Genomic DNA, 20,328 nt, shown 5'->3' on the forward strand with positions numbered 1-20,328 from the left:
GACAAATCTTGCAGTCATGGACGCGTCAACCTCACGCCACCTCCGGAGAGGGGGCCCTGGAGGTTCCGCCAGCGGGTGCGTGGGAGATAATTCGATGAGCGCCCCGAACCACGCCGGCGCTACCTACACAACCGACGGCGAAGTCATCAAACCCACCCCCGCGAAGGTGACGGAGGACACCGGCACGGGCCTGGACTATCGGACCCGACCAGACCGCCTGCCGGGCTATCTCACCCCGGCCGATCGCTTCTTCATCCGCAGCCACGCTCCCCACTCCTCGCCTGGATACGGCGACCTGACCCTTCGCGTCGAGGGCAATTGGGTACGCAAACCGATCGCCTACCCTTACGACGATCTATGGAATCGCTTTCCGCTGGTTTCCAGTAGTCGCACGATTGAGTGTGCTGGTAGCACAGAGTGCTCTTCGGTGAGGAATTCGGGCGCACGTTCGAGGGCACTCAATGGGGTCGCGGCGCGATCAGCACCGCTGAGTGGACCGGTCGGCGTCCGGAGAACCTGTACTGGGTCAGGGACGTCGAGATGAGCGCGGTCGCCGCGGCGTTTGGCCGACCGCGGCATCGCCATGGGCGCCGCGGTACCGCGCACGGGACGGCTGCTCGAGTTCGCCGCGCCCGGCGTCAGTGCTCTCGAAACGACGGCGGCGCTGGATGCGGCGCGGGTGCTGCACGCGACCTTCATCTCGGTGGTCCCGGACCCCCCCTTGGGGCCGGCCCGGCCGCCTGAGCGACGCGCCTGGCCCGCGCCGATCCCCTTCCTCCCCGGCGTCGTCGCACGGGTCGGTCGCCATAGGGCGAGATCGCCCCACCAGCTTCCCATTGCAAGGAGTCCACCATGACCACATCCGTCCGGAACCCCCGCCAGGGCGGGCCGGCGGACCCCGACCGTCCCACGTTGCTCGTCGCCTCCGGCCACACGCCCGGGTTGCGGATCCGCCCGGGTGAGCGGCTTCACGAGGTGTTCGAGGAACGCGTCAACTGGATGCGCTGCTTCGCTGAGCCCACCCATCTCGCCGTGGACGCGGGCGGGGTCACGTTCACCTACCCGGAGCTCGACGAGCGGGCCAACCAGCTGGCCCGCTACCTGCTGACGCAGGGCGCACGTCCCGGGGACCGGATCGGGCTGCTGTTCGACCAGGCCGTGTACTCGTACGTCGCGATGCTCGCGGTGTCCAAGATCCACGCCGCGTACGTCCCGCTCGACGTCGGGTTCCCGCCGGACCGCATCTCCTACATCGTGTCCGACGCCGGCGCACACCTCGTGCTCTCCACGTTCGCCGTCCGCGAGCGGGTCGATGGCCTGGAGGACATCGCGCCTCAGCTGCTCGACCTCGACCTCGACGCCGACGACATCACGGGGCAGGACACGTCGCTGCTCACGGACGCCGAGCGTGGCGCTCCCGTCGACGATCTCGCCTATCTGATCTACACCTCCGGCACCACCGGGCGACCCAAGGGGGTCGCGATCTCGCACGCGAGCATCTGCAACTTCGTGCGGGTCGCGGCCGAGGTCTACGGGATCCGGTCCGACGACCGCGTCTACCAGGGCATGACCATCGCCTTCGACTTCTCCGTCGAGGAGATCTGGGTGCCGTGGATGTCCGGTGCCACGCTGGTTCCCAAGTCCCCCGGGCCCAGCCTTGTCGGCCTGGACCTGCACGAGTTCCTCACCGAGCGCCACGTCACGGCGATGTGTGTCGTCCCGACGCTGCTGGCCACCATCGACGACGACCTGCCGGAACTGCGGTTCCTGCTGGTCTCCGGGGAGGCCTGCCCGCAGGATCTGATCCTGCGCTGGCACCGCCCAGGACGGCGGTTCCTCAACGTCTACGGGCCCACCGAAGCCACCGTCACCGCCACCTGGACCACGCTGGACCCCGACCGCGCGGTCACCATCGGGCAGCCGCTGCCCACCTACACCGCGGTGATCCTCGACCCGGACGACCCGAGCCGCGCACTCCCGTTCGGCGAGATCGGCGAGATCGGGCTCGCCGGGATCGGGCTGGCGCAGGGCTACCTCAACCGGCCCGACCTCACCGACAAGGCCTTCGTCCCTGACGTGTTCGGCGCACCCGACAACCCGTCGGGACGGGTCTACCGGACCGGCGACCTCGGCCGGGTGAACGAGGCCGGGGAGATCGAGTACCACGGCCGGATCGACCTGCAGGTCAAGGTCCGCGGTTACCGGATCGAGCTGCCGGAGATCGAGACCGTCCTGATGCAGGTGCCCGAGATCGCAGTCGCCGTGGTCGACACCTTCGAGCCCACACCCGGCACCGTCGAGCTGGTGGGCTACTACAGCCTGCGCCGCGGGGTGCGCGAGCTGCAACCGGACACCATCTACCGCTACCTGCGCGAACGCCTTCCGTCCTACATGGTGCCCGCCTACCTGGAACCGCTGGCGTCCATCCCGATGACCACCTCCGACAAGGCCGACCGGAAGGCCCTGCCGGCACCGACGTCCCGGCGCCGGACCGCCCGGGGCGAGCAGGTCGCGCCGGCCACCGACACCGAGCGGCTGCTCGCCGAGGCGCTCGCGGCGACGCTCGGGCTCCCGGACGTGTCCGTCGAGAGCGAGTTCTTTGACGACCTCGGCGCGAACTCGCTGCTGCTTGCCCAGTTCTCGGCCCGGGTGCGCAAGACCGGGGGGCTGCCGTCGCTGTCGATGCGGGAGATCTACCAGAACCCGACGATCCGCCGGCTGGCGCTGGTGCTCGACCCGACCGGATCCGGTGTCACCGGGCCCGGACCGGAGCCGGCGACGCCACACCAGGAGGTGGCGCGGGCGAGCACCGCGCGTTACCTGGCGACGGGCGCCGCGCAGTTGGTGACACTGGCGGCGCTGTCCTACGTCGCGGAGCTCCTGCTCACCGAGGGATACATCTGGTCCACCGCGGCCGCCACCCCGCTCGGGGTGTTCGCGCGCTTCGGCGGCTTCACCGCCGCGGTCTTCCTCGCCGCCTGCCTGCTGCCGATCCTGGCCAAATGGATACTGATCGGCCGCTGGAAGCCACGCGAGATCCGGTTGTGGACCGTCCAGTACTTCCGGTTCTGGCTGGTCAAGACGGTCCTGACGACCAACCCGTTGGTGCTGTTCGCCGGCACCCCGATCTACTCGCTCTACCTGCGCGCCCTGGGCGCCAAGATCGGACGCGGCACGACGATCCTGTCCGCGTCGGTCCCGGTGGCCACCGACCTGCTCACCATCGGTTCGGACACGATCATCCGCCGGGCCAGCTCGTTCACCGGCTACCACGCCACGAGCGGGATTCTGCGGACCGGCCGGGTCACGATCGGGAACAACGCGCTCGTCGGCGAGGCGACCGTCATCGACATCGACACCGGGATCGGCGACGGCGGCCAGCTCGGACACAGCTCCGCGCTGCATCCCGGCCAACGCATCCCGCCGGGCGAGCGCTGGCACGGAGTGCCCGCCGAGCCGACGGACACCGACTACAAGGTGCTCGCGGACGCGCCGAGGGGATCGCTGCGCCGGTTCGTCTACAGCGCGCTGCTGCTGATGGTCACGCTGGCGGCAAGCGCAGCCATCTCCGGTGTCCTGGTGGTTCTCCTGACCGATTCCCCCGCGGTGTCCGAGTTCTTCGACCCCACTCGCTCCTCGCTGGCCACTCCGCGCTTCTACCTCTCGATCGCGGCGATCTCGGCGATCCTGTTCCTCGCCGGGGTGCTGCTGAGCCTGGCCGTCATGACGACCGTCCCACGCCTGCTCACCCTCCTGGTCCGCCCCGGCCGCACCTACCGGCTCTACGGGCCGCGCCACCTCGCGGCCTCGGCCATCACCTGGCTGGGCAACTCCAGGTTCTTCATGCTGCTCTTCGGCGACAGCTCCGCCGCCGCCCTCTACACCCGTCTCATCGGCTACCACCAGCCGCAGCTCGAACAGACCGGCTCCAACTTCGGCACCGAGATCCGCCAGGACCTCGCTCTGCTGACCACCATCGGCAGCGGCACCATGCTCTCCGACGGCGTCTCGCTCATGAACGCGGACTACTCCAGCAGCACGTTCCGCATGTCGCCGATCACCATCGGCAAGCGCAACTTCATGGGGAACAACATCTCCCTGCCTGCCGGCGCGAAGATCGGCGACAACGTCCTGCTCGCCACGAAGGTCATGGTCCCGATCGACGGGCCGGTCCGCGAGAACGTCGGCCTGCTCGGTTCACCTCCCTTCGAGATCCCGCGTTCGGTCGCCCGGGACTCCCGGTTCGACCACCTCAAGACGCCGCAGGAGCTGCCGAGGCGGCTCGCGGCCAAGCTGCGCCACAACATCGGCAGCATGGCGGTCTTGCTGCTGTTCCGGTTCCTGGGCTTCTTCACCATGGTGCTGCTCCTGACCATCGCCGCAGGCTTCTACCAGCAGTTCGGCGAGCTCGCCTACACCGTCGCCCTCATCGCCACCGCGGCGTTCAACATCCTGCTGGCCGCCTTCGCCGAACGCGCCGTGCTCGGATTCCACCGCCTCGTCCCGAAGTTCGTGTCCATCTACGACCCGCACTTCTGGCGCCACGAGCGGCTCTGGAAGGTGCTGGCCACGCCGGTCTTGGCCGGCACCCCGTTCCGCGCCCTGCAGTGGCGGCTGCTCGGCGTGCGGGTCGGCAAGCGCCTGTTCGACGACGGCAGCACCATCCCCGAGAAGACCCTGGTCACCCTGGGCGACGACGTGGTGCTCAACGCCGGCAGCGTCATCCAGTGCCACTCGCTCGAGGACGGCACCTTCAAGACCAACCACACCACCCTCGGCGACGGCGTCGTCCTCGGAGTGGGGGCGTTCGTGCATTACGGCGTGACGATGAGCCAGGGCTCGATGCTCGCCGCGGACGGCTTCCTGATGAAGGGCGAGGAGACCACTCCCTTCACACGGTGGTCCGGCAACCCGGCCACCGAGACCGGTCCGGTCACGCGCTCGACGCCCGCGCCCACCACCGTCCCGGCGCTCGAGTCGGCCACCGACGCGATCCCGGTCGCATCGCGCCCGAGCCCGCGCCCCAGCCCGGACCCGCGCCGGCTCGCCGCATGACGGCTGCCGGCTCCGGTCCCACCCCCGCACTCACCATTCGAACTCCGAGGGAGAATCTCGTGACCACCACAACCCGCCTGGCCTCGGCACAGCCGCACGTGACAACGCCGCACGTGAACACGCCGCTGCCCGGCCCGCGCTCCGCCGAGCTGCTCGAGCGCCAGGCGCGCCGCGAGTCCAACGCCCGCGTCTACCCACGACACTTCCCGTTCGCCGTCGCCGAGGCCCAGGGCAGCTACATCCGCGACCTCGACGGCAACGTGTTCATCGACTTCCTCGCCGGCGCAGGCGTGCTCTCGTTCGGGCACAACCACCCCGAGCTGGTCGAGGCCGCCACACAACAGATGTCGATCTTCACCCACGGCCTCGACATGCCCACACCCGCCAAGGACGCCTTCACCGAGGCACAACTGTCGATGCTGCCCGAGCCGATGCGCGACCACATGAAGATCCACTTCTGCGGACCCACCGGCGCCAACGCCGTCGACGCCGCGATCAAACTCGCCAAGACCGCCACCGGGCGCGGCGACATCATCGCGTTCCGCGGCGGATTCCACGGCACCACCCACGCCGCCATGGCCCTGACCGGCAACCTGTCTACCAAAACTCCGGTCGCCAACGGCATGCCCGGCGTGCACTTCTTCCCCTACCCCTCGGGCGACATCCCCGCCGACGTCGACCCCGCCACCTGGGACACCACCTGCGCCGCGCTCCTGGAGACGGCGCTGACCGACCCCAACGGCGGCATCCCGAAGCCAGCAGCGGTGATCATGGAGATGATGCAGGGCGAAGGCGGCGTCAACCCCGCCACCCTGCAGTTCGCGCAGCGGGTGCGGAAGCTGACCCGCCACCTGGCCATCCCGCTGATCATCGACGAGGTGCAGACCGGATGCGGCCGCACCGGCACCTGGTTCGCCTTCGAGCAATACGACATCGAGCCCGACATCATCGTGGCCTCGAAGGCCCTCAGCGGCATGGGCCTCCCGATCGCCGTCATCATCTACCACGAGGACCTGGACGTCTGGGCCCCGGGCGCGCACACCGGCACCTTCCGCGGCAACCAGCTCGCCTTCGCCGCAGGCGCCAAAGCCGTCGAGCTGGTCCGCCGGGACAACCTGCTCGGCAACGTGCGGGCACGCGGCGAACAGGCCGCGCGAGCTCTGGAACCGCTAAGCGCGCATCCCGCCGTCCGCGAGATCAGGGGCAAGGGTCTGATGTGGGGCGTCGAACTCAACGCACCGGGCGACGGCCGCACCGCCGGACAGCTGGCGGAGGAGGTGCAGGCGCGCGCGCTGCGCGCCGGCCTCATCCTGGAGCTCGGCGGCCGCGACGACTGCGTGGTGCGCATGCTGCCACCGCTCAACGTCACCGCGGAGGTCATGGACATCGCCCTGATCATCATGGCCCGGGCCATCAAAGACGCCCACCGGGAGCAGGCGCTCGCCGCGTGAGTGAACGCGACGGCTCGGTGTGGGGATCGTCCTGGCCGTCGTCGTGGCCATTGTCGTGTTCGTGATTGCAACTCTCGTCGGCACAACGGCGCGATCTCACCGACCAGCCGACATGTCTCCGCTGGTAGGGCGCCGTGCGCGCGACGGCTGCACCCGCATCGGCTCGCCCGGCATCTTCGGGTACTCGGGCGGGTAGGGCATGTCGCCCAGCCCGCGGTCACGTTCGTCGGCGGCGTACCAGTCGAGCGCGGTCTCGAGCCCGCCGACGGCTTCGTCCATCGCGGCGTGCGGGTCGCCGTGCTCGGCGTAGAGCCCGGGCACCGTCCGCACGTCGAAGTCCTCCGGCTCGACGTCCGGCAGCGTCTCCCAGGTCACGGGCATGGACACCGTGGCCCGTGGCCGCCCGCGTACCGACCACGCCGACGCGACGGTGCGGTCCCTGGCGGCCTGGTTGTAGTCGAGGAACACCCGCTCGCCGCGCTGCTCCTTCCACCAGTCGACCGTGGCGCGTTCCGGGAGCCTGTCGGCCACCCGGCGGGCGATCGCGATGACCGCGTGCCGGACGGCGACGAAGTCCCACTCCGGCCGGATGCGGGAGAACACGTGGATACCGCGCCCGCCCGACGTCTTCGGCCAGCCGACCAGACCGGCCTCGTCGAGCACCTCGTGCAGCACGGCGGCCACCTTCTTCGCGTCGGCGAAGTCGGTGCCCGGTTGCGGGTCGAGGTCGACGCGCAGCTCGTCGGGGCGGTCGGCGTCGGCGCGGCGCACCGGCCACGGGTGGAAGTCGAACGTGCCCATGTTCGCGGCCCACACGAGCACCGCCTGCTCCGTGGGGCAGAACGCGTCGGCGGTGCGCCCGCTCGGAAACGTCACCTTCGCCGTCTCGACGTAGTCCGGCGCGCCCTTGGGCAGCCGCTTGGAGTAGAACGGCTCACCCTCGACCCCGTCGGGGTAGCGCTTGAGGTTGGTCGGCCGCTCCCGCAGCACCCCGAGCAGGGGCTCCGCGACGGCGCGGTAGTACTCCACCACCTCGCCCTTCGTGATGCCCGGTTCCGGGAAGTACACCTTGTCCGGGCTGGTCAGGCGCACCTCGCGGGGGCCGTCCGGGCCGGGGATGGACAGCACAGCCGCGTTCTTGCTCGCCACGAGGGCGCACGCTACCCGCTACCCTGTTCTAGGTGCCCGAACTCCACGAACCGGACCGTCCGGCCCGGTCCCGGCAGTTCGACGACGAACTCGTCGGGCTCGACCCCCACGACCCGGATGCCCAGGCCTTCGCCGACCATCTCGACCGGATGCAGCGGCACACCCCCGCCTTCACCGTCGAGGGCTACCTCGACGGTGTGCGCGATTTCGCCGATTCCGCAAACCGCGCCGAGGGCGGCCGCCGCTGGGCGGCCGTTCTGATCGTCGTGCTGCTGCTCGTGGGTGTCGCCTACGTGGTGTGGGAGGCGTTGCTGTTCGTGCTCGCCACCTGGCTGTAGCTATCCGGGAAGAACGGAGCCGCCCGGCACCACCGGCCGGCCCGACCTCGCCGGGCACCGGCCGCGGCTCCCCCGTCACCGTCAGCTCGACATCCATTCCCGAGCCGCGCAGCGTCGCCACCAGTTCCGCGATCCCGTCGAGATCGGGTGCCGGGGCGCTCGGCCGCTCCGGGTCGTCGGCCCGCAGCACGCCCAGCAGCCCGCGCATGTCCGTGAGGGCCTCCCGTGCGGCCCCGGCGAGCGTGCCGAACTCGGCCGCGGCCTCCGGCGGGGTGCCGGGCAGCCGGTGCGGGGCACTTTCCGCGCGCACTGCGAGCGCCGAGAGGTGATGGGCCACGACGTCGTGCATGTCGCGCGCGATCCGGGTGCGTTCCTCCAGCACGGCGCGCCGGGCCTCCTCCCGCGCGACGCCGCGATAGCGGGGACATCGCGCCCGATGCTACGGACGGGCGGCCCTCACGACCTCCCTCCACAGAGCCACATCCGGCCCGCCACAACGGCTCTCCGACGGGACGCGCCAGAGGCAGCGGGCTTCCTAGCGTCGGCGGCCGTGCTGACCCGGACCGAGATCGCCCCGCCGCGTGTGCAGACCGCTGGTGGGTGCTGGCCTGCGGAGTGGCCGCGCTGGGCATGGCCGCCGTCACCGACCAGCCCGCGCACTCGCCGGGGTGCCGAGCCCGGCCGGGAGCCCGCTGCCCGGCGGCCGGCTGGCCGCGCTGCCGGGCGGGCGGTGGGTGGCGCTCGCGCTGCTCGCGGCCGCGGCGCCGGCCGTGCTCGCCCGGCTCGTCACCCGTCCCCCGCCGGACCTGCGGGCGCGGCCGGGTTCGCCGCGGCGGCGCTCACCCTCGCGACGCTGCTCGCCCCGTCCACACGCGTGGGCTGGCTGGTGGTGCCTGCGCTGCTGGCCGGGCTGGCGGTGACGGTCCGCAACGGACCGGCGCCCGGCGCGGGATCGCACATAGTCTGGTGGGCATGGATCCTGTGACCGAGCAGCCGCCCAAGGTCGTCAAGACCGACGCCGAGTGGCGGGCCCAGCTCAGCCCCGACGAGTACCGCGTGCTGCGCCAGGCCGGCACCGAGCAGGCGTTCACCGGCGAGTACACCGACACGAAGACGGCGGGCGTTTACTCCTGCCGCGCATGTGGCGCGGAGCTCTTCCGATCGGACACGAAGTTCGAGTCGCACTGCGGCTGGCCGTCGTTCTTCACGCCCCTGGCGGGCGACGCGGTGATCGAGCGCGCCGACGTCAGCCTGGGGATGCGGCGGGTGGAGGTGCTGTGCGCCAACTGCCACAGCCACCTCGGCCACGTCTTCGAGGGTGAGGGGTACGGCACGCCCACCGACCTGCGCTACTGCATCAACTCCGTCTCCCTGCGGCTCGAGCCGGACGCCTGAGCCAGCTGCCCGGTCGCCACGAGCACGGCGATCGCGGCGGCCATGGCGATCCAGCCCGGCCAGCCCCCCAGCGACGTGTGGTGGCGCCCGCCGGGTCGGCCGCCTCGCCGAACGCGGCCGGGATCTGGCCCGCCACGACGTTGGCCGAGGCGTGCGCCACGACGGCGGGCCAGATGCTGCCGGTGGAAAGGCGCAGCCACGCCATCAGCGTGCCCAACAGCACCGACGCCACCGTGGTGGACACGATCGCCCATCCCCCCGCCAGATCCGGGTAGTGGTAGCCCAGCAGCGTGAACGGTGCGTGGAACACACCCCAGGTCACGCCGCTGAGCAGCAGCGCGGGCCAGAGCCCGAGCGGGAGCAGCTTCGGGAGCAGGTAGCTCCAGCCCACCTCCTCGCCGAACACGAAGACCATCAGCAGCGGCAGCGCCGCTAGCGCCGGGCCGAGCACCGCGGCCACGGAGCCGAACGACACGCTGCTCTCGGACGGGCGCGGTGGCGTGGGCTACCTCCTCAAGGACCGCGTCAGCCGGGTGACCGAATTCCTCGACGCGCTGCACCGGGTGGCGACCGGCGGCACGGTGATGGACCCCGCAGCTGCTCAGCGGCCGGGACCGCGACCTGGTCGGCACGCTCACCCCGCGGGAGCGGGAGGTGCTCGCGCTCATGGCGGAGGGGCACGACAACACGACGATCGGCGAGCGGCTGGTCGTCACCGCCAATGCCGTGCACAAGCACATCGGCAACATCTTCGCCAAGCTCGGGCTCGCTCCTGCCGACAGCGGCCACCGGCGCGTGCTCGCCGTTCTCGCGTACCTGAACAGCGGACGGCGCTGAACCGAGGCATGTTCACCCGTCGGCGGTAGCCATGATCGCTCCCGGCGGGTAGATGTTGTAGCTGCCTGATAGCACGCGCCTGTTCCGACGCTGCCGGAGGTCCGATGCCGCGCCCCGCCACCCGTCCGTTCGCGGTGCTGTTGGCCACGATCCTCGGGTTGGCAGTGGCGAGCGCGCCTGCCGCGGCGTCCGAGCCCTCCGACGGCGACCCGGACGTCGGCGCGGCGCGGCCGGGCTACACGATCGTCCTGCCCGAGCTCGCCCCGCTGGTCGTCGGCGGCGCCCCGACCCGCGTGCTCACCGGCGTCACCCGCAACGCCGGCTACGCCATCGAGGTGCCGGCGCGGTGGAACGGCGAGCTGGTCATGTGGGCGCACGGGTACCGCGGCAACGGTCCTGAGCTGACGGTCGACGCCCCTGACTTCGGGCTGCGCGAGCGGTTCGTCGAGCAGGGATACGCCTGGGCGGCCTCGTCCTACGACCGCAACGGCTACGACGTCGCCTCCGGAGTGCGCTCGACCCGCGCGCTGGCCGAGAGGTTCGGCGAGCTCGTCGGAGATCCCGGCCGCACCTACGTGGCCGGGGTGTCGATGGGCGGGCACATCATCGCCCGGTCGCTCGAGGAGAACCCCGGCTTCTACGACGGGGCCCTGCCGATGTGCGGGGCGCTCGGCGACCACGAGCTGTTCGACTACCTGCTCGACCACCAGCTCGCCGCCGAGGCGCTTGCGGGCGTGCGGGCGTACCCGCCGCCGCCGGACTACGCCTCGACCGTGCTCCCGGCCGTCTACGCCGGGCTGGGCCTCGCGCCGAACGACCCGGCCGTCACCACTCCGGCCGGGCAGCAGTTGCGCGCCGCCACCGTGCTCGATTCGGGAGGGGCCCGGCCGGGTGCCGAGGCGTCCTACTCGTTCTGGAAGGACTTCCTGTTCCAGCTCGGGGTGCCGGACGCGAGCCCCACTCCGGTCGACGGGGTGGCCGCCGACCCGGGCCTGGTGGCCACGAACCTGCACACCGACTACGCCCCGGACGCGCCGGTCGACATCGATGCCGTCGTGCAGCGCGTGCCGCCCGCGGCAGCCGATGTCCGGGAGTCCGGCCGGCTCACACCCGTCGCGCAGGTACAGGGCAGGCCGAGGGTGCCGGTGCTGTCGCTGCACGACCTCGGCGACCTGTTCGTCCCGTTCTCGATGGAGCAGATCTACGCCGGGGAGGTCGCCGACGCCGGCCGATCGGAGCTCCTCGTGCAGCGGGCGATCCGGGCCACCGGCCACTGCGAGTTCTCGGCGGTGGAGGCGGGCACGGCCTGGGACGATCTGGTGGCGTGGGTGAAGGGCGGCGACCGCCCGGACGGCGACCCGGTGACTGACGCGGAAGCCGTGGCCGACCCGGCGTTCGGGTGCCGGTTCTCCGACCCCGCGGCCTACGCCGCGGCCGGCCCTGTTTCGGAGCAGGAGACGCGGCGGTTGTACGAGCCCTGTCCCTGATCTGGGACGGTGCTTTCAGCGCGCTTCTAGGGGAGGGTGGCCAGAAGGTCGCCGGGCTGCACGCGCGGGCCCGTGAAGAACGGGACCTCCTCGCGGACGTGGCGGCGGGCCTCGGTGGCCCGTAGGTCCCGCATGAGGTCGACGATCCGATCGAGGTCGTCGGCCTCGAACGCGAGGATCCACTCGTAGTCGCCGAGCGCGAAGGCCGGCACCGTGTTGGCCCGGACGTCCGGGTAACCGCGCGCGGCCTTGCCGTGGTCGGCCAGCATCTTGCGGCGCTCCTCGTCGGGGAGGAGGTACCAGTCCAGGGACCGCACGAACGGGTACACGCAGACGTAGCGCCTGGCCTCCTCGCCCGCGAGGAACGCCGGGACGTGGCTCTTGTTGAACTCGGCCGGCCGGTGCAGCGCCACCTGGCTCCATACCGGCTCGCTCGCCCGCCCGAGGTCGGTGGTGCGGCGCAGCGCGGCGTACGCCGACTGCAGGGCCTCGACGTTGTCGGCGTGCCACCAGAGCATGTAGTCGGCGTCCGCACGCAGGCCCGCGAGGTCGTACACCCCGCGGACGCTGACGCCCTTGCCGGCCAGCGCGTCGAGGAAGTCGGTGACCTGCGCCGCGGCGTCTGCGCGGTCCTCGCCCAGCACGCCGGGCCGGACTCGGAAGACCGACCACATGGTGTAGCGGATCGCGCTGTTCAGCTCGGCGTAGTCGAGACGTGCCATGCTTTCCATCCTGCCACTCCTCACAGCGGGGCGAGGAGAGCCGCCACCAGCCGCCCGGCGAGCTCCGCGCGGACGGACGCCGACGGCGTCTCGCCAACGAACGCCGCCAGGAACGCCTGCTGGAAGCACGCGCCGAGCAGGAGCGACGCCACCGCCATGGGATCGGCCGTCGCGCTGATCCGGCCGAGGCGTCGCTCGGCGTCGAGGTAGCGCGCGATCCCGTCGAGCGGCGCACGCGGTCCGGCACCCAGCTCGCGGACGCGGTCCCGGTGTGCGGCGAGCAGCGTCGCCGTGGAGAACAACGACATCGCCACCGGGAAGCTCTCGGTGTAGAAGGCGATGGCGGTGGCGGCGACCTCCTCCAGGTTGGCCTGCACCGTGCCTGCCCCCGCCCGCTCCTCCAGGCGGCCGATCAGCGCGCTCAGCCCCGGCATCTCCTCGGCCAGGACGCTCAGGAAGATCTCGGTCTTGTCGGCGAAGTGCTTGTACAGCGCGGCCTCGGAGTAGCCGGCCTCCGCCGCGATCGCCTTCGTCGTGGCCCGCGAGTAGCCCTCGGTCCGCATGATCCGGGCCGCCGCGGCCAGGATCTCCTCGCGCGTACCCATGCGCCTCCTCAGCTCCACTTGACGGGTGAGTGAGTACTCACCCACCATGGTGGTTAGCGTTTACTAACCCTACAGGAGGGGTCATGGAACTCACTGTCTTCGGTGCGTCCGGCGGCACGGGCCGGCTGGTCGTGGAACAGGCACTGGCCGCGGGGCACACGGTCACGGCCGTGGTGCGGGACCCGGCGCGGCTCCGCCTGGCCCCGCGGGACGGGCTGCGGGTTGCCGTCGCGACGTTCGCCGACCGCGCGGCCGTGCTCAGCGCCGTCACCGGCGCCGACGCCGTGGTCGACGCCCTGGGCGGGAGCGGCAACGGCCCGACGACCGTGCGCGTCGACGCTTCCCGCGTCATCGTTCCCGCGATGCAGGAGGCCGGCGTGCGCCGGCTCGTGGTGGTGAGCGCCTCGGGCGCCCACACCACCGGCGACGGGCTGCTCGTCCGACTCCTTGTGAAGCCGCTGCTCGGCTACGTGCTCCGGCACGGCTTCGCGGACATGCGGGCGATGGAGGAGATCGTGCGGGCCAGCGGCCTCGACTGGACGATCGTGCTGCCCCCGCGGCTCACCGACGGACCGAGCACAGGGCGGTTCCGCAGCCGGGTCGGCGCAAACGTGCGGGGTTCGTTCTCCATCCGCCGCGCGGACCTCGCCGACGCCGTGCTGCGGGCCGTGAGCGACGACAGGTTGCGGCAGGCCGCCCTGTCGGTGGCGGCCGGCTAGGAGGGTCCCGATCGAAGGCCGGCGGCGACCCGCTCGGCGGCGGCCCGGCCCGTGGCCACGCAGGCCGGGACGCCGACCCCGTGCAGCGCCGACCCGGCGACGGCCAGGCCGGCGGGCAGGCCGTGCTCGATCGTGTGCACCCGGTCGAGGTGGCCGACCCCGTACTGCGGGAGGCCACCGCCCCACCGCTGGACGTGCACAGCCACCGGGGCGGCGGTGATCCCCGCGAGCGTCGCCAGGTCGGCGCGGACGCGCGCGGTCAGCGCGGCGTCGTCGGCCTGCAGGGTCGCGGCCTCGCCGAAGCGCCCGAGCGACGCGCGCAGCCGCACCAGCCCGTCCGGGGCGAGGTGGCTCCACTTCGTGGTGGAGTGGGTGACGGCCTTGACCGACAGCGGCTCGTCCGCCGCGACCAGCACTCCCGAGGTCGACGGCAGGCCCGCGGCGTCCTGCGGCCGGAAGGCGAGCGCCACCACCACCGAGGAGGCCAGCTCCACGTCACCCGCAGCCCGGGCGGCGGCGGGCGCCACCCCGACCAGCAGCCGGGCCGCCGCCGGGGCCGGGACGGCGAGCACCACGGCGTCGACGTCGAGGGCCTCCGGGGCGGTGGTGGGGCCGAGCGTCAGCCGCCACCCGGCCTCGCGGCGGGCCAGCTCGCGGACGGTGGTGCCGAGCCGCAGGTCCGTACGCGCGGCGGCGGCGAGGGCGTCGAGGAGCACCTGATACCCGCCGCGGACGGCGCCGAACACGGGCCCTGGAGCACGGCTCGCCGGAGCGGGCGGGGTCGCCGCGTCGGCCGCAGCTGTGAGGGAAGATGCGCCTGCGTCGAGGGCGGCGGCGAGGGCGGGCACGGTGGCGCGCAGCCCGAGCGCGTCGACCCGTCCGGCGTACACCCCGCCGAGCAGTGGGTCGGCGAGCCGGTCGGCCAGCTCATCGCCGAAGCGGGCGCGCAGCAGCCCGCCGAGCGCCACGTCACCACCAGGCTGCCACTGCAGGGGCTGTTCAGGCTCGGCGGCCACCGTGGCCAGCCCGGCGTCCGAAAGCAGCCCATCGAGCCGCGCGGCGCTGGTCGGCACGCCGAGCAGGGTGCCTGCGGGCAACGGCCCGGTGCGCCGGTTCGCCCGCACCGACGCCGCGGCCGGTCCCGGGTGCACAAGCTGCTCCGTGAGACCCAGCTCGGCGAGCAGCGCGGGGACTTCGGGCCTACGGACGAGGAACGCCTCCGCGCCGACGTCGAACGGCACCCCCGCGAGGTCGACGGTGTGCAGTACGCCGCCGATGCGCTCGCGTTGCTCCAGCACGGTGAGCTCGGCGCGGGGCCCGAGCAGGGCGCGGAGGCGATGCGCCGCGGCGAGCCCGGAGATCCCGCCACCGACGACGGCGACGGTGGGCCCGGCCGTCATGGGCGCAGCGAGTGCACCAGCTCGACGAGCCGGGTGAGGACGTCCGGGTCGGTCTCGGGCAGCACCCCGTGGCCAAGGTTGAACACGTGGCCGGGGGCGGCGCGGCCCTCGTCGACGATGCGGCGCGTCTCGGCCTCGACGGACGCGGCGTCGGCGAACAGCACGGCCGGGTCCAGGTTGCCCTGCACCGGATGGATGCCACCGGTGCGGCGCGCGGCCTCGTCGAGCGGCACCCGCCAGTCGACGCCGATGACGTCGGTGCCGGCCTCGGCCATCGCGCCCAGCAGCTCGCCGGTGCCGACGCCGAAGTGGATCCGCGGGACGCCGGCGTCGTCGAGGCCGTGCAGCACGCGCGCGGAGTGTGGCAGGACGTACTGGCGGTAGTCGCGCTCCGAGAGCGCCCCCGCCCACGAGTCGAAGAGCTGCACGGCGTCGACCCCGGCGGCCACCTGGGCCTGCAGGAACGCGCCGGTGATCTCGGCGAGCCGCGCCATCAGCGCGTGCCACACGTCGGGCGCCGACCGCATGAGCGCCTTCGTGCGCTCGTGGTTGCGGCTCGGGCCGCCCTCGACGAGGTAGGAGGCGAGGGTGAACGGCGCGCCGGCGAAACCGATCAACGGGGTCTCCCCCAGCTCCCGCAGCAGCAGGCCGATCGCGTCGGTCACGGGGGTGATCTGCTCGGGATGGAGGAGCGGCAGCCGCTCGACGTCGGCCATCGTGCGCACCGGCTCGGCGATCACCGGGCCGGTGCCCGGGACGATGGTCACGTCGACCCCCGCCGCGAAGAGCGGCACCACGATGTCGCTGAACAGGACGGCGGCGTCGACGCCGTGGCGACGCACCGGCTGCAGCGTGACCTCGCAGGCCAGCTCGGGGGTGAGGCAGGCCTGCAGCATGTCGCCGCCCGCGCGCAGTGCCCGGTACTCCGGCAGCGAGCGCCCGGCCTGCCGCATGAACCAGACCGGCACGTGGGACGGGGTCTTTCCCCTGGTCGCGGCCAGGAACGGCGCCGAACGAAGATCGCGGCGAGCGACGAGGGGTGCGGAGGGCGCCATGGCCTCATCATCCTCCCATGCACCGACCACGCACCGCGCACCGGTCGCCCATCCGGGTTGCGACGTTCGCGGCGCGCCTCGGCTGCGGATCACGGAGAGCGACCTAGAGTCCAGGCTCGTGCCCGACGCGCCCGCCCCACCTCCGGAGTTCCAGCAGGCGGTCGCCTCGCTGCGCGCCGTGCGGCTGAGGCCTGAGCTCGCCGTCTCCACGCTCGACGCGCCACCCCGGCTCGCCCCCTTCACCTGGGCGTTCGCGGTGGAGGCCGACGCGGAGGGCCTCACCCCCGCAGCGGAGGACGACATCGCGGAGCCCGACACGTCCGGCAGGCTGATCCTGCTGCACGACCCGGCAGGCCAGGAGGCATGGGAGGGCACCTTCCGCCTGGTCTGCTTCGTGCAGGCCCGCGTGGAACCGGAGCAGCGGGGCGACGACATGCTGCCGATCGTCGGCTGGTCGTGGCTCACCGAGGCCCTCGACGACGCCGGCGCCGACTACGTGGCCCTCGGCGGCACCGTCACCCAGACCTCTTCCGTGCGGTTCGGGGACATCGCAGGCCCCCGCCGCGACGACGACGTGGAGCTTCGGGCGTCCTGGACACCGGTCGGGAGCGACCTTTCCCGGCATGCGGAAGCGTTCTGCGGACTCGTCGCGTCGGCAGCCGGACTACCTCCTACTGGGGTCCTCCCGCTCGCCCGACGCACCGTCTGATCAGGCGTTCAACCACTCTTGTTGCGCTCCCCGTGATCAGAATGATCACCCTATCGGGTGGATCATCGTCGACAACGCTGTAACTTTCACCCGGACAAGTGCGAACCACTACACGACGTTAGACCGCTTGGGGGGCTACGCTTCCTCCACGACACCTCCTCGGGCGGTCGGGCGAAGGTTCCAATCGACCGGGGTTCTGGTGCCGGTCGGGGGGCAACGACCGACTCCAGGGAGGTAACGTGGCCGTTGTGGGCCAGGGCGCTCCAGTGCGCGGCACCACCGGTGCTGTGCTGTCGCCCGCGATGGTTCCGCACCCGCGGGAAGAGCTGTTCTCGGTGCTGGTGGTTGACGACCATCCGCTCCTGCGCGAGGCGATCGCCGCCCGGCTGCGCTCGATGGGCGCAGGCACGGTGTACGAGGCCGCATCCGTCGCGGAGGCGCGGGCCAGAGCCCACGCCAACGGGCCGTGCGACCTCGCGATCCTCGATCTCGGTCTCCCTGACGGGAGCGGGCTCGACCTCGTCACCGAACTGCGCTCGCTGGGGTGGAACCGCCTCGTGGTGCTGGCATCCTCGGACGACCCGTACGCCGTGCGGTCGGCCTTCCAGGCGGGGGCGCAGGCCTACCTCCTGAAGTCGGCCTCCGCGGCGATCGTCACCGATGGCGTGAAGCGAGTGCTGGACGGCGGCGTCTACGCCGACCCGACGGTCGCTCCGCTGCTCGCCACCGGCACCCGCGTGCCCGGCACCGACAACACCCCGCGCGAGCTGTCGGCGCGTGAGGTGGAGGTGCTGCAGCTCGTGGCGGACGGGCAGTCCAACAAGGAGATCGGTGAGGCACTGAGCCTCTCCGCCCTCACCGTGAAGAGCCACCTATCGCGGATCGGGCGCAAGCTCGGCACAGGCGACCGCGCCCAGATGGTCGCGCTCGCGATGCGCGCCGGGGTCATCCGCTGAGCGGAGAACGGCCCCACCTCGCTCGCATCGATCCGGAACGGCTCGATCAGGCGGGGCATCCCGAGCACGACGGAGAGGCGCCACCCACACCGACGCCACTGCTGGCGCCGGCCGGGGGGCTGCCCGCCGTAGTCGAGGACCCCGCCGCGCTGGCTAGAACTGCCGGCGAGTTCGCTGCGGGTACCGGGCCGATCGCGGTCGACGCCGAGCGCGCGTCCGGCTTCCGGTACTCGCAGCGCGCCTACCTCGTCCAGCTCCGCCGCGCAGGTGCGGGCACCGCGCTCGTCGACCCGATCCCGCTGGGCAGCGACCTCTCGACGCTTGCTCCTGCCGTGACCGGGCCGGAGTGGGTGCTCCACGCGGCCAACCAGGACCTCGCCTGCCTGGCCGAGGTCGGGCTCGCCCCGGCCTCGCTGTTCGACACCGAGCTGGCCGGACGGCTCGCCGGCCTCCCGCGTGTGGGACTCGGCCCGCTCGTCGAGCAGATGCTCGGGCTGTCGCTGGAGAAGGGCCACGGCGCCGCCGACTGGTCGCGCCGGCCCCTGCCCGAGGACTGGCTCGTCTACGCCGCGCTCGACGTCGAGGTGCTGATCGAGCTGCGCGACGTGCTGGCAACCCTCCTGACCGAGCAGGGCAAGCTGGACTGGGCCATGCAGGAGTTCGAGGCCGTCCGCACCGCACCCCCGCCCGTTCCGCGCGCCGAGCCGTGGCGACGCACGTCCGGGATCCACAAGCTGCGCAAGCCGCGCCTGCTCGCCGCCGTGCGCGCCCTCTGGGAGGCCCGCGACCGGCTGGCCGCCGAGCGCGACATCGCTCCCGGGCGCGTGCTGCCCGACGCCGCGATCGTCGAGGCCGCCGCAGCGACCCCCGAGACCGCGCACGCCCTGGCCGCGATGCCGATCTTCCGTGGCCGCGCGCAGCGCCGCCTCACCAGCTACTGGTTCGCAGCGCTCTCCGAGGCCGCCCGGCTCGACCCCTCCGAGCTGCCCCGCACCGCGCCGCCGAACGACGGCCCGCCGCCCGTCGCCCGCTGGGGCGACCGCGACCCCGACGCCGCCGCCCGCCTCGCCGCCGCCCGCGCCGCCGTGCAGGGCGTCGGCGAGCAGTGGTCGGTGCCGGTGGAGAACCTCCTGCAGCCCGACCTCGTGCGCCGCCTCTGCTGGTCCCCGCCCGCCGACGGCGACGTCGCGGGCGCCCTGCGCGCGGGCGGGGCACGGCCGTGGCAGGTGGCCCTGCTCTCGGACCTGCTGGAACAGGCGCTGACCGTCCGGAGCTAGGCCCTAGCGCCGGTTCGCTCACGCGGTCGGCAACTGCACCGTCACCCGCAGGCCGCCACCTGCCACCGGTTCGGCGTGCACCCTCCCGCCGTGCGCCCGCACCACCGCCCGCACGATCGACAGGCCGAGGCCCGAGCCTGCGGTGTCGGCCGTGCGAGCCACCGGGCCGCGGCGGAACGGTTCGAACAGCTCGGCCACGCGGTCGCCGCGGATCACGGGCCCGCTGGAGGTCACCTGCAGCTGCGCGAACCCGTCGCGCGTAGCCGTGCACACCTCCACCCAGCCGCCCTCATGGTTGTGGCGCACCGCGTTCTCCAGGAGGTTGCCTGCCACCCGCTCGAGCAGCACCGGGTCGCCGCGGGTCGGCGCCCGGGCCCTGCGTACCTGCATCCGCAGCCCCCGCCGCGCGGCCTCGCCCCGCACGGCGGCGAGCGCCGGGACGGCCACCTCGGCGAGGTCGACGGGCGCCACGTCGGCGAGCCCAGCCCCCTCGGTGCGGGCGAGCAGCAGGAGCCCGGCGACGAGGTCGTCGGCGCGGCGGGTGGCGTCGCGCACCACCTCGGCCATGCGTCGCAGCTCCGCCTCGTCGGCGTCGGGGTCGGCGAGGGTCACGTCCACCTCGGTGCGCAGCACCGACAGCGGGGTGCGCAGCTCGTGGCTGGCGTTCGCGACGAACCGGCGCTGCGCGTCGAACGCGGCCTGCAGCCGGTCGAGCATCGCGTCGAAACCGGCGGCCAGCTCCGCGACCTCGCCGCGGGCGTCGCGCAGCCCGGTGCGGGTGTCGAGGGACTCGACGGTGAGGCGGCGGGCCGTCGCGGTGACGGCCTGGAGAGGCTCGAGCACACGGCCGACGAGCACCCACGACACCACGGCGGCGGCGGCCACCACCAGCGGGAACGCGATGAGCCCTGCACGCAGCACGTCGGCGCGGGCCGCCTCCCCGAGCGCATCGCTCAGCTGCTCTGCGGGCACGCTGACGTCTCCCACGCGCACGGCGGTGCCGGGCGGGAGCGCGGGCACCGCGCGGGCCACCCCGCCCACCAGCAGCCAGCCGAGCCAGAGCAGCAGGGCGCTCACCAACGCGACGACGACGGTGCAGACGAGCGTGAGACGCGGCCGCAGGCCGACGCCCCGCAGCACGCGGCCCACTCGCAGGCGGTCCAGCAGCACCGC

At 72.7% G+C, this 20,328-nt stretch carries 17 protein-coding genes and 2 pseudogenes; 11 read left to right on the forward strand and 8 right to left on the reverse strand.

All coding sequences use genetic code 11. The features are described 5' to 3' along the window. The first annotated feature begins 852 nt into the window (after positions 1 to 852). Positions 853 to 5,055 carry a Pls/PosA family non-ribosomal peptide synthetase gene (locus tag ABD143_RS27190; protein WP_343984246.1) on the forward strand — a complete coding sequence of 1,401 codons (4,203 nt, stop codon included), beginning with the start codon at positions 853 to 855 and terminating at the stop codon, positions 5,053 to 5,055. 59 nt (positions 5,056 to 5,114) lie between these two features. Next, on the forward strand, positions 5,115 to 6,506 hold the full coding sequence (locus tag ABD143_RS27195) for an aspartate aminotransferase family protein (RefSeq protein ID WP_343984248.1): 1,392 nt from the start codon (positions 5,115 to 5,117) through the stop codon (positions 6,504 to 6,506). Between the two features lie 96 nt (positions 6,507 to 6,602). On the opposite strand, the gene ligD is transcribed toward ABD143_RS27195, so the two are convergent. Next, complete coding sequence (gene ligD / locus ABD143_RS27200; RefSeq protein WP_343984250.1) at positions 6,603 to 7,655, reverse strand: non-homologous end-joining DNA ligase; 1,053 nt, start codon at positions 7,653 to 7,655, stop codon at positions 6,603 to 6,605. A 32-nt stretch (positions 7,656 to 7,687) separates the two neighbouring features. Between ligD and ABD143_RS27205 the strand changes: the two genes are divergently transcribed. Next, positions 7,688 to 7,993, forward strand: a complete 306-nt coding sequence (locus ABD143_RS27205; RefSeq protein WP_343984252.1) for a hypothetical protein — start codon at positions 7,688 to 7,690, stop codon at positions 7,991 to 7,993. Positions 7,994 to 8,180: 187 nt separating this feature from the next. On the opposite strand, the pseudogene ABD143_RS27210 reads toward ABD143_RS27205, so the two are convergent. Beyond that, positions 8,181 to 8,375: pseudogene (locus tag ABD143_RS27210) on the reverse strand (histidine kinase); the annotation flags it as partial. A 168-nt stretch (positions 8,376 to 8,543) separates the two neighbouring features. Here ABD143_RS27210 and ABD143_RS27215 point away from each other — a divergent pair. Then, on the forward strand, positions 8,544 to 8,978 hold the full coding sequence (locus ABD143_RS27215; RefSeq protein WP_343984254.1) for a hypothetical protein: 435 nt from the start codon (positions 8,544 to 8,546) through the stop codon (positions 8,976 to 8,978). After that, positions 8,966 to 9,388, forward strand: a complete 423-nt coding sequence (gene msrB, locus ABD143_RS27220; RefSeq protein WP_343984256.1) for a peptide-methionine (R)-S-oxide reductase MsrB — start codon at positions 8,966 to 8,968, stop codon at positions 9,386 to 9,388. Before ABD143_RS27215 ends, msrB begins: the two co-directional genes overlap by 13 nt. Here the strand turns inward: msrB and ABD143_RS27225 are convergent. Further along, positions 9,351 to 9,863 carry a CPBP family intramembrane glutamic endopeptidase gene (locus tag ABD143_RS27225; RefSeq protein ID WP_343984258.1) on the reverse strand — a complete coding sequence of 171 codons (513 nt, stop codon included), beginning with the start codon at positions 9,861 to 9,863 and terminating at the stop codon, positions 9,351 to 9,353. The genes msrB and ABD143_RS27225 overlap by 38 nt on opposite strands. 1 nt (position 9,864) lies before the next feature. On the opposite strand from ABD143_RS27225, the pseudogene ABD143_RS27230 reads away from it, so the two are divergent. Together ABD143_RS27230 and ABD143_RS27235 are read left to right on the forward strand one after the other, a co-directional pair. Then, positions 9,865 to 10,225 (forward strand): annotated as a pseudogene (locus tag ABD143_RS27230) (response regulator transcription factor); the annotation flags it as partial. A gap of 104 nt (positions 10,226 to 10,329) precedes the next feature. Beyond that, a complete protein-coding gene (locus ABD143_RS27235; RefSeq protein WP_343984260.1) occupies positions 10,330 to 11,712 on the forward strand; it encodes a hypothetical protein in 1,383 nt (460 codons plus the stop codon). Between the two features lie 26 nt (positions 11,713 to 11,738). Here ABD143_RS27235 and hemQ read toward each other — a convergent pair whose 3' ends face one another. Both hemQ and ABD143_RS27245 read right to left on the reverse strand, forming a co-directional pair. Beyond that, positions 11,739 to 12,434: a hydrogen peroxide-dependent heme synthase gene (gene hemQ / locus ABD143_RS27240; RefSeq protein ID WP_343984384.1), complete on the reverse strand. Its 696-nt coding sequence runs from the start codon at positions 12,432 to 12,434 to the stop codon at positions 11,739 to 11,741. 20 nt (positions 12,435 to 12,454) lie between these two features. Then, positions 12,455 to 13,039, reverse strand: coding sequence for a TetR/AcrR family transcriptional regulator (locus ABD143_RS27245; protein WP_343984262.1), 585 nt, complete (start codon positions 13,037 to 13,039; stop codon positions 12,455 to 12,457). An 83-nt stretch (positions 13,040 to 13,122) separates the two neighbouring features. On the opposite strand from ABD143_RS27245, the gene ABD143_RS27250 reads away from it, so the two are divergent. Further along, positions 13,123 to 13,758: an NAD(P)-dependent oxidoreductase gene (locus tag ABD143_RS27250; protein ID WP_343984264.1), complete on the forward strand. Its 636-nt coding sequence runs from the start codon at positions 13,123 to 13,125 to the stop codon at positions 13,756 to 13,758. Here the strand turns inward: ABD143_RS27250 and hemG are convergent. Both hemG and hemE read right to left on the reverse strand, forming a co-directional pair. After that, positions 13,755 to 15,158: a protoporphyrinogen oxidase gene (gene hemG, locus ABD143_RS27255; protein WP_343984266.1), complete on the reverse strand. Its 1,404-nt coding sequence runs from the start codon at positions 15,156 to 15,158 to the stop codon at positions 13,755 to 13,757. The two genes, ABD143_RS27250 and hemG, sit on opposite strands and share 4 nt — an antisense overlap. Beyond that, positions 15,155 to 16,213, reverse strand: coding sequence for a uroporphyrinogen decarboxylase (gene hemE / locus ABD143_RS27260; protein WP_343984268.1), 1,059 nt, complete (start codon positions 16,211 to 16,213; stop codon positions 15,155 to 15,157). The genes hemG and hemE overlap by 4 nt, the downstream gene beginning before the upstream one ends. Positions 16,214 to 16,331: 118 nt before the next feature. On the opposite strand from hemE, the gene ABD143_RS27265 reads away from it, so the two are divergent. The 3 genes from ABD143_RS27265 to ABD143_RS27275 all read left to right on the forward strand — a co-directional run bounded on the left by ABD143_RS27265 (position 16,332) and on the right by ABD143_RS27275 (position 19,155). Next, a complete protein-coding gene (locus ABD143_RS27265; RefSeq protein WP_343984270.1) occupies positions 16,332 to 16,922 on the forward strand; it encodes a DUF3000 domain-containing protein in 591 nt (196 codons plus the stop codon). Positions 16,923 to 17,224: 302 nt separating this feature from the next. Then, positions 17,225 to 17,878: a LuxR C-terminal-related transcriptional regulator gene (locus ABD143_RS27270; RefSeq protein ID WP_075949948.1), complete on the forward strand. Its 654-nt coding sequence runs from the start codon at positions 17,225 to 17,227 to the stop codon at positions 17,876 to 17,878. Between the two features lie 26 nt (positions 17,879 to 17,904). After that, positions 17,905 to 19,155 (forward strand): HRDC domain-containing protein, encoded by a 1,251-nt coding sequence (locus ABD143_RS27275; RefSeq protein ID WP_379659714.1) that lies wholly within the window; start codon positions 17,905 to 17,907, stop codon positions 19,153 to 19,155. 18 nt (positions 19,156 to 19,173) lie between these two features. Here ABD143_RS27275 and ABD143_RS27280 read toward each other — a convergent pair whose 3' ends face one another. Continuing rightward, positions 19,174 to 20,325 carry a sensor histidine kinase gene (locus ABD143_RS27280; RefSeq protein ID WP_343984272.1) on the reverse strand — a complete coding sequence of 384 codons (1,152 nt, stop codon included), beginning with the start codon at positions 20,323 to 20,325 and terminating at the stop codon, positions 19,174 to 19,176. Between the last annotated feature and the right edge of the window lie 3 nt (positions 20,326 to 20,328).

The sequence above is a fragment of the Pseudonocardia aurantiaca genome, assembly GCF_039526725.1.
Taxonomy (GTDB): domain Bacteria; phylum Actinomycetota; class Actinomycetes; order Mycobacteriales; family Pseudonocardiaceae; genus Pseudonocardia; species Pseudonocardia aurantiaca.

Bases quoted from the DNA above. Each gene is read 5' to 3' on its own strand.
- hemG (WP_343984266.1), bottom strand. From the start codon at position 15,158: ATGACGGCCGGGCCCACCGTCGCCGTCGTCGGTGGCGGGATCTCCGGG.
- msrB (WP_343984256.1), top strand. From the start codon at position 8,966: ATGGATCCTGTGACCGAGCAGCCGCCCAAGGTCGTCAAGACCGACGCC.
- ABD143_RS27250 (WP_343984264.1), top strand. From the start codon at position 13,123: ATGGAACTCACTGTCTTCGGTGCGTCCGGCGGCACGGGCCGGCTGGTC.
- hemQ (WP_343984384.1), bottom strand. From the start codon at position 12,434: ATGGCACGTCTCGACTACGCCGAGCTGAACAGCGCGATCCGCTACACC.
- ABD143_RS27190 (WP_343984246.1), top strand. From the start codon at position 853: ATGACCACATCCGTCCGGAACCCCCGCCAGGGCGGGCCGGCGGACCCC.
- ABD143_RS27270 (WP_075949948.1), top strand. From the start codon at position 17,225: ATGGTTCCGCACCCGCGGGAAGAGCTGTTCTCGGTGCTGGTGGTTGAC.
- ABD143_RS27235 (WP_343984260.1), top strand. From the start codon at position 10,330: ATGCCGCGCCCCGCCACCCGTCCGTTCGCGGTGCTGTTGGCCACGATC.
- hemE (WP_343984268.1), bottom strand. From the start codon at position 16,213: ATGGCGCCCTCCGCACCCCTCGTCGCTCGCCGCGATCTTCGTTCGGCG.
- ABD143_RS27245 (WP_343984262.1), bottom strand. From the start codon at position 13,039: ATGGGTACGCGCGAGGAGATCCTGGCCGCGGCGGCCCGGATCATGCGG.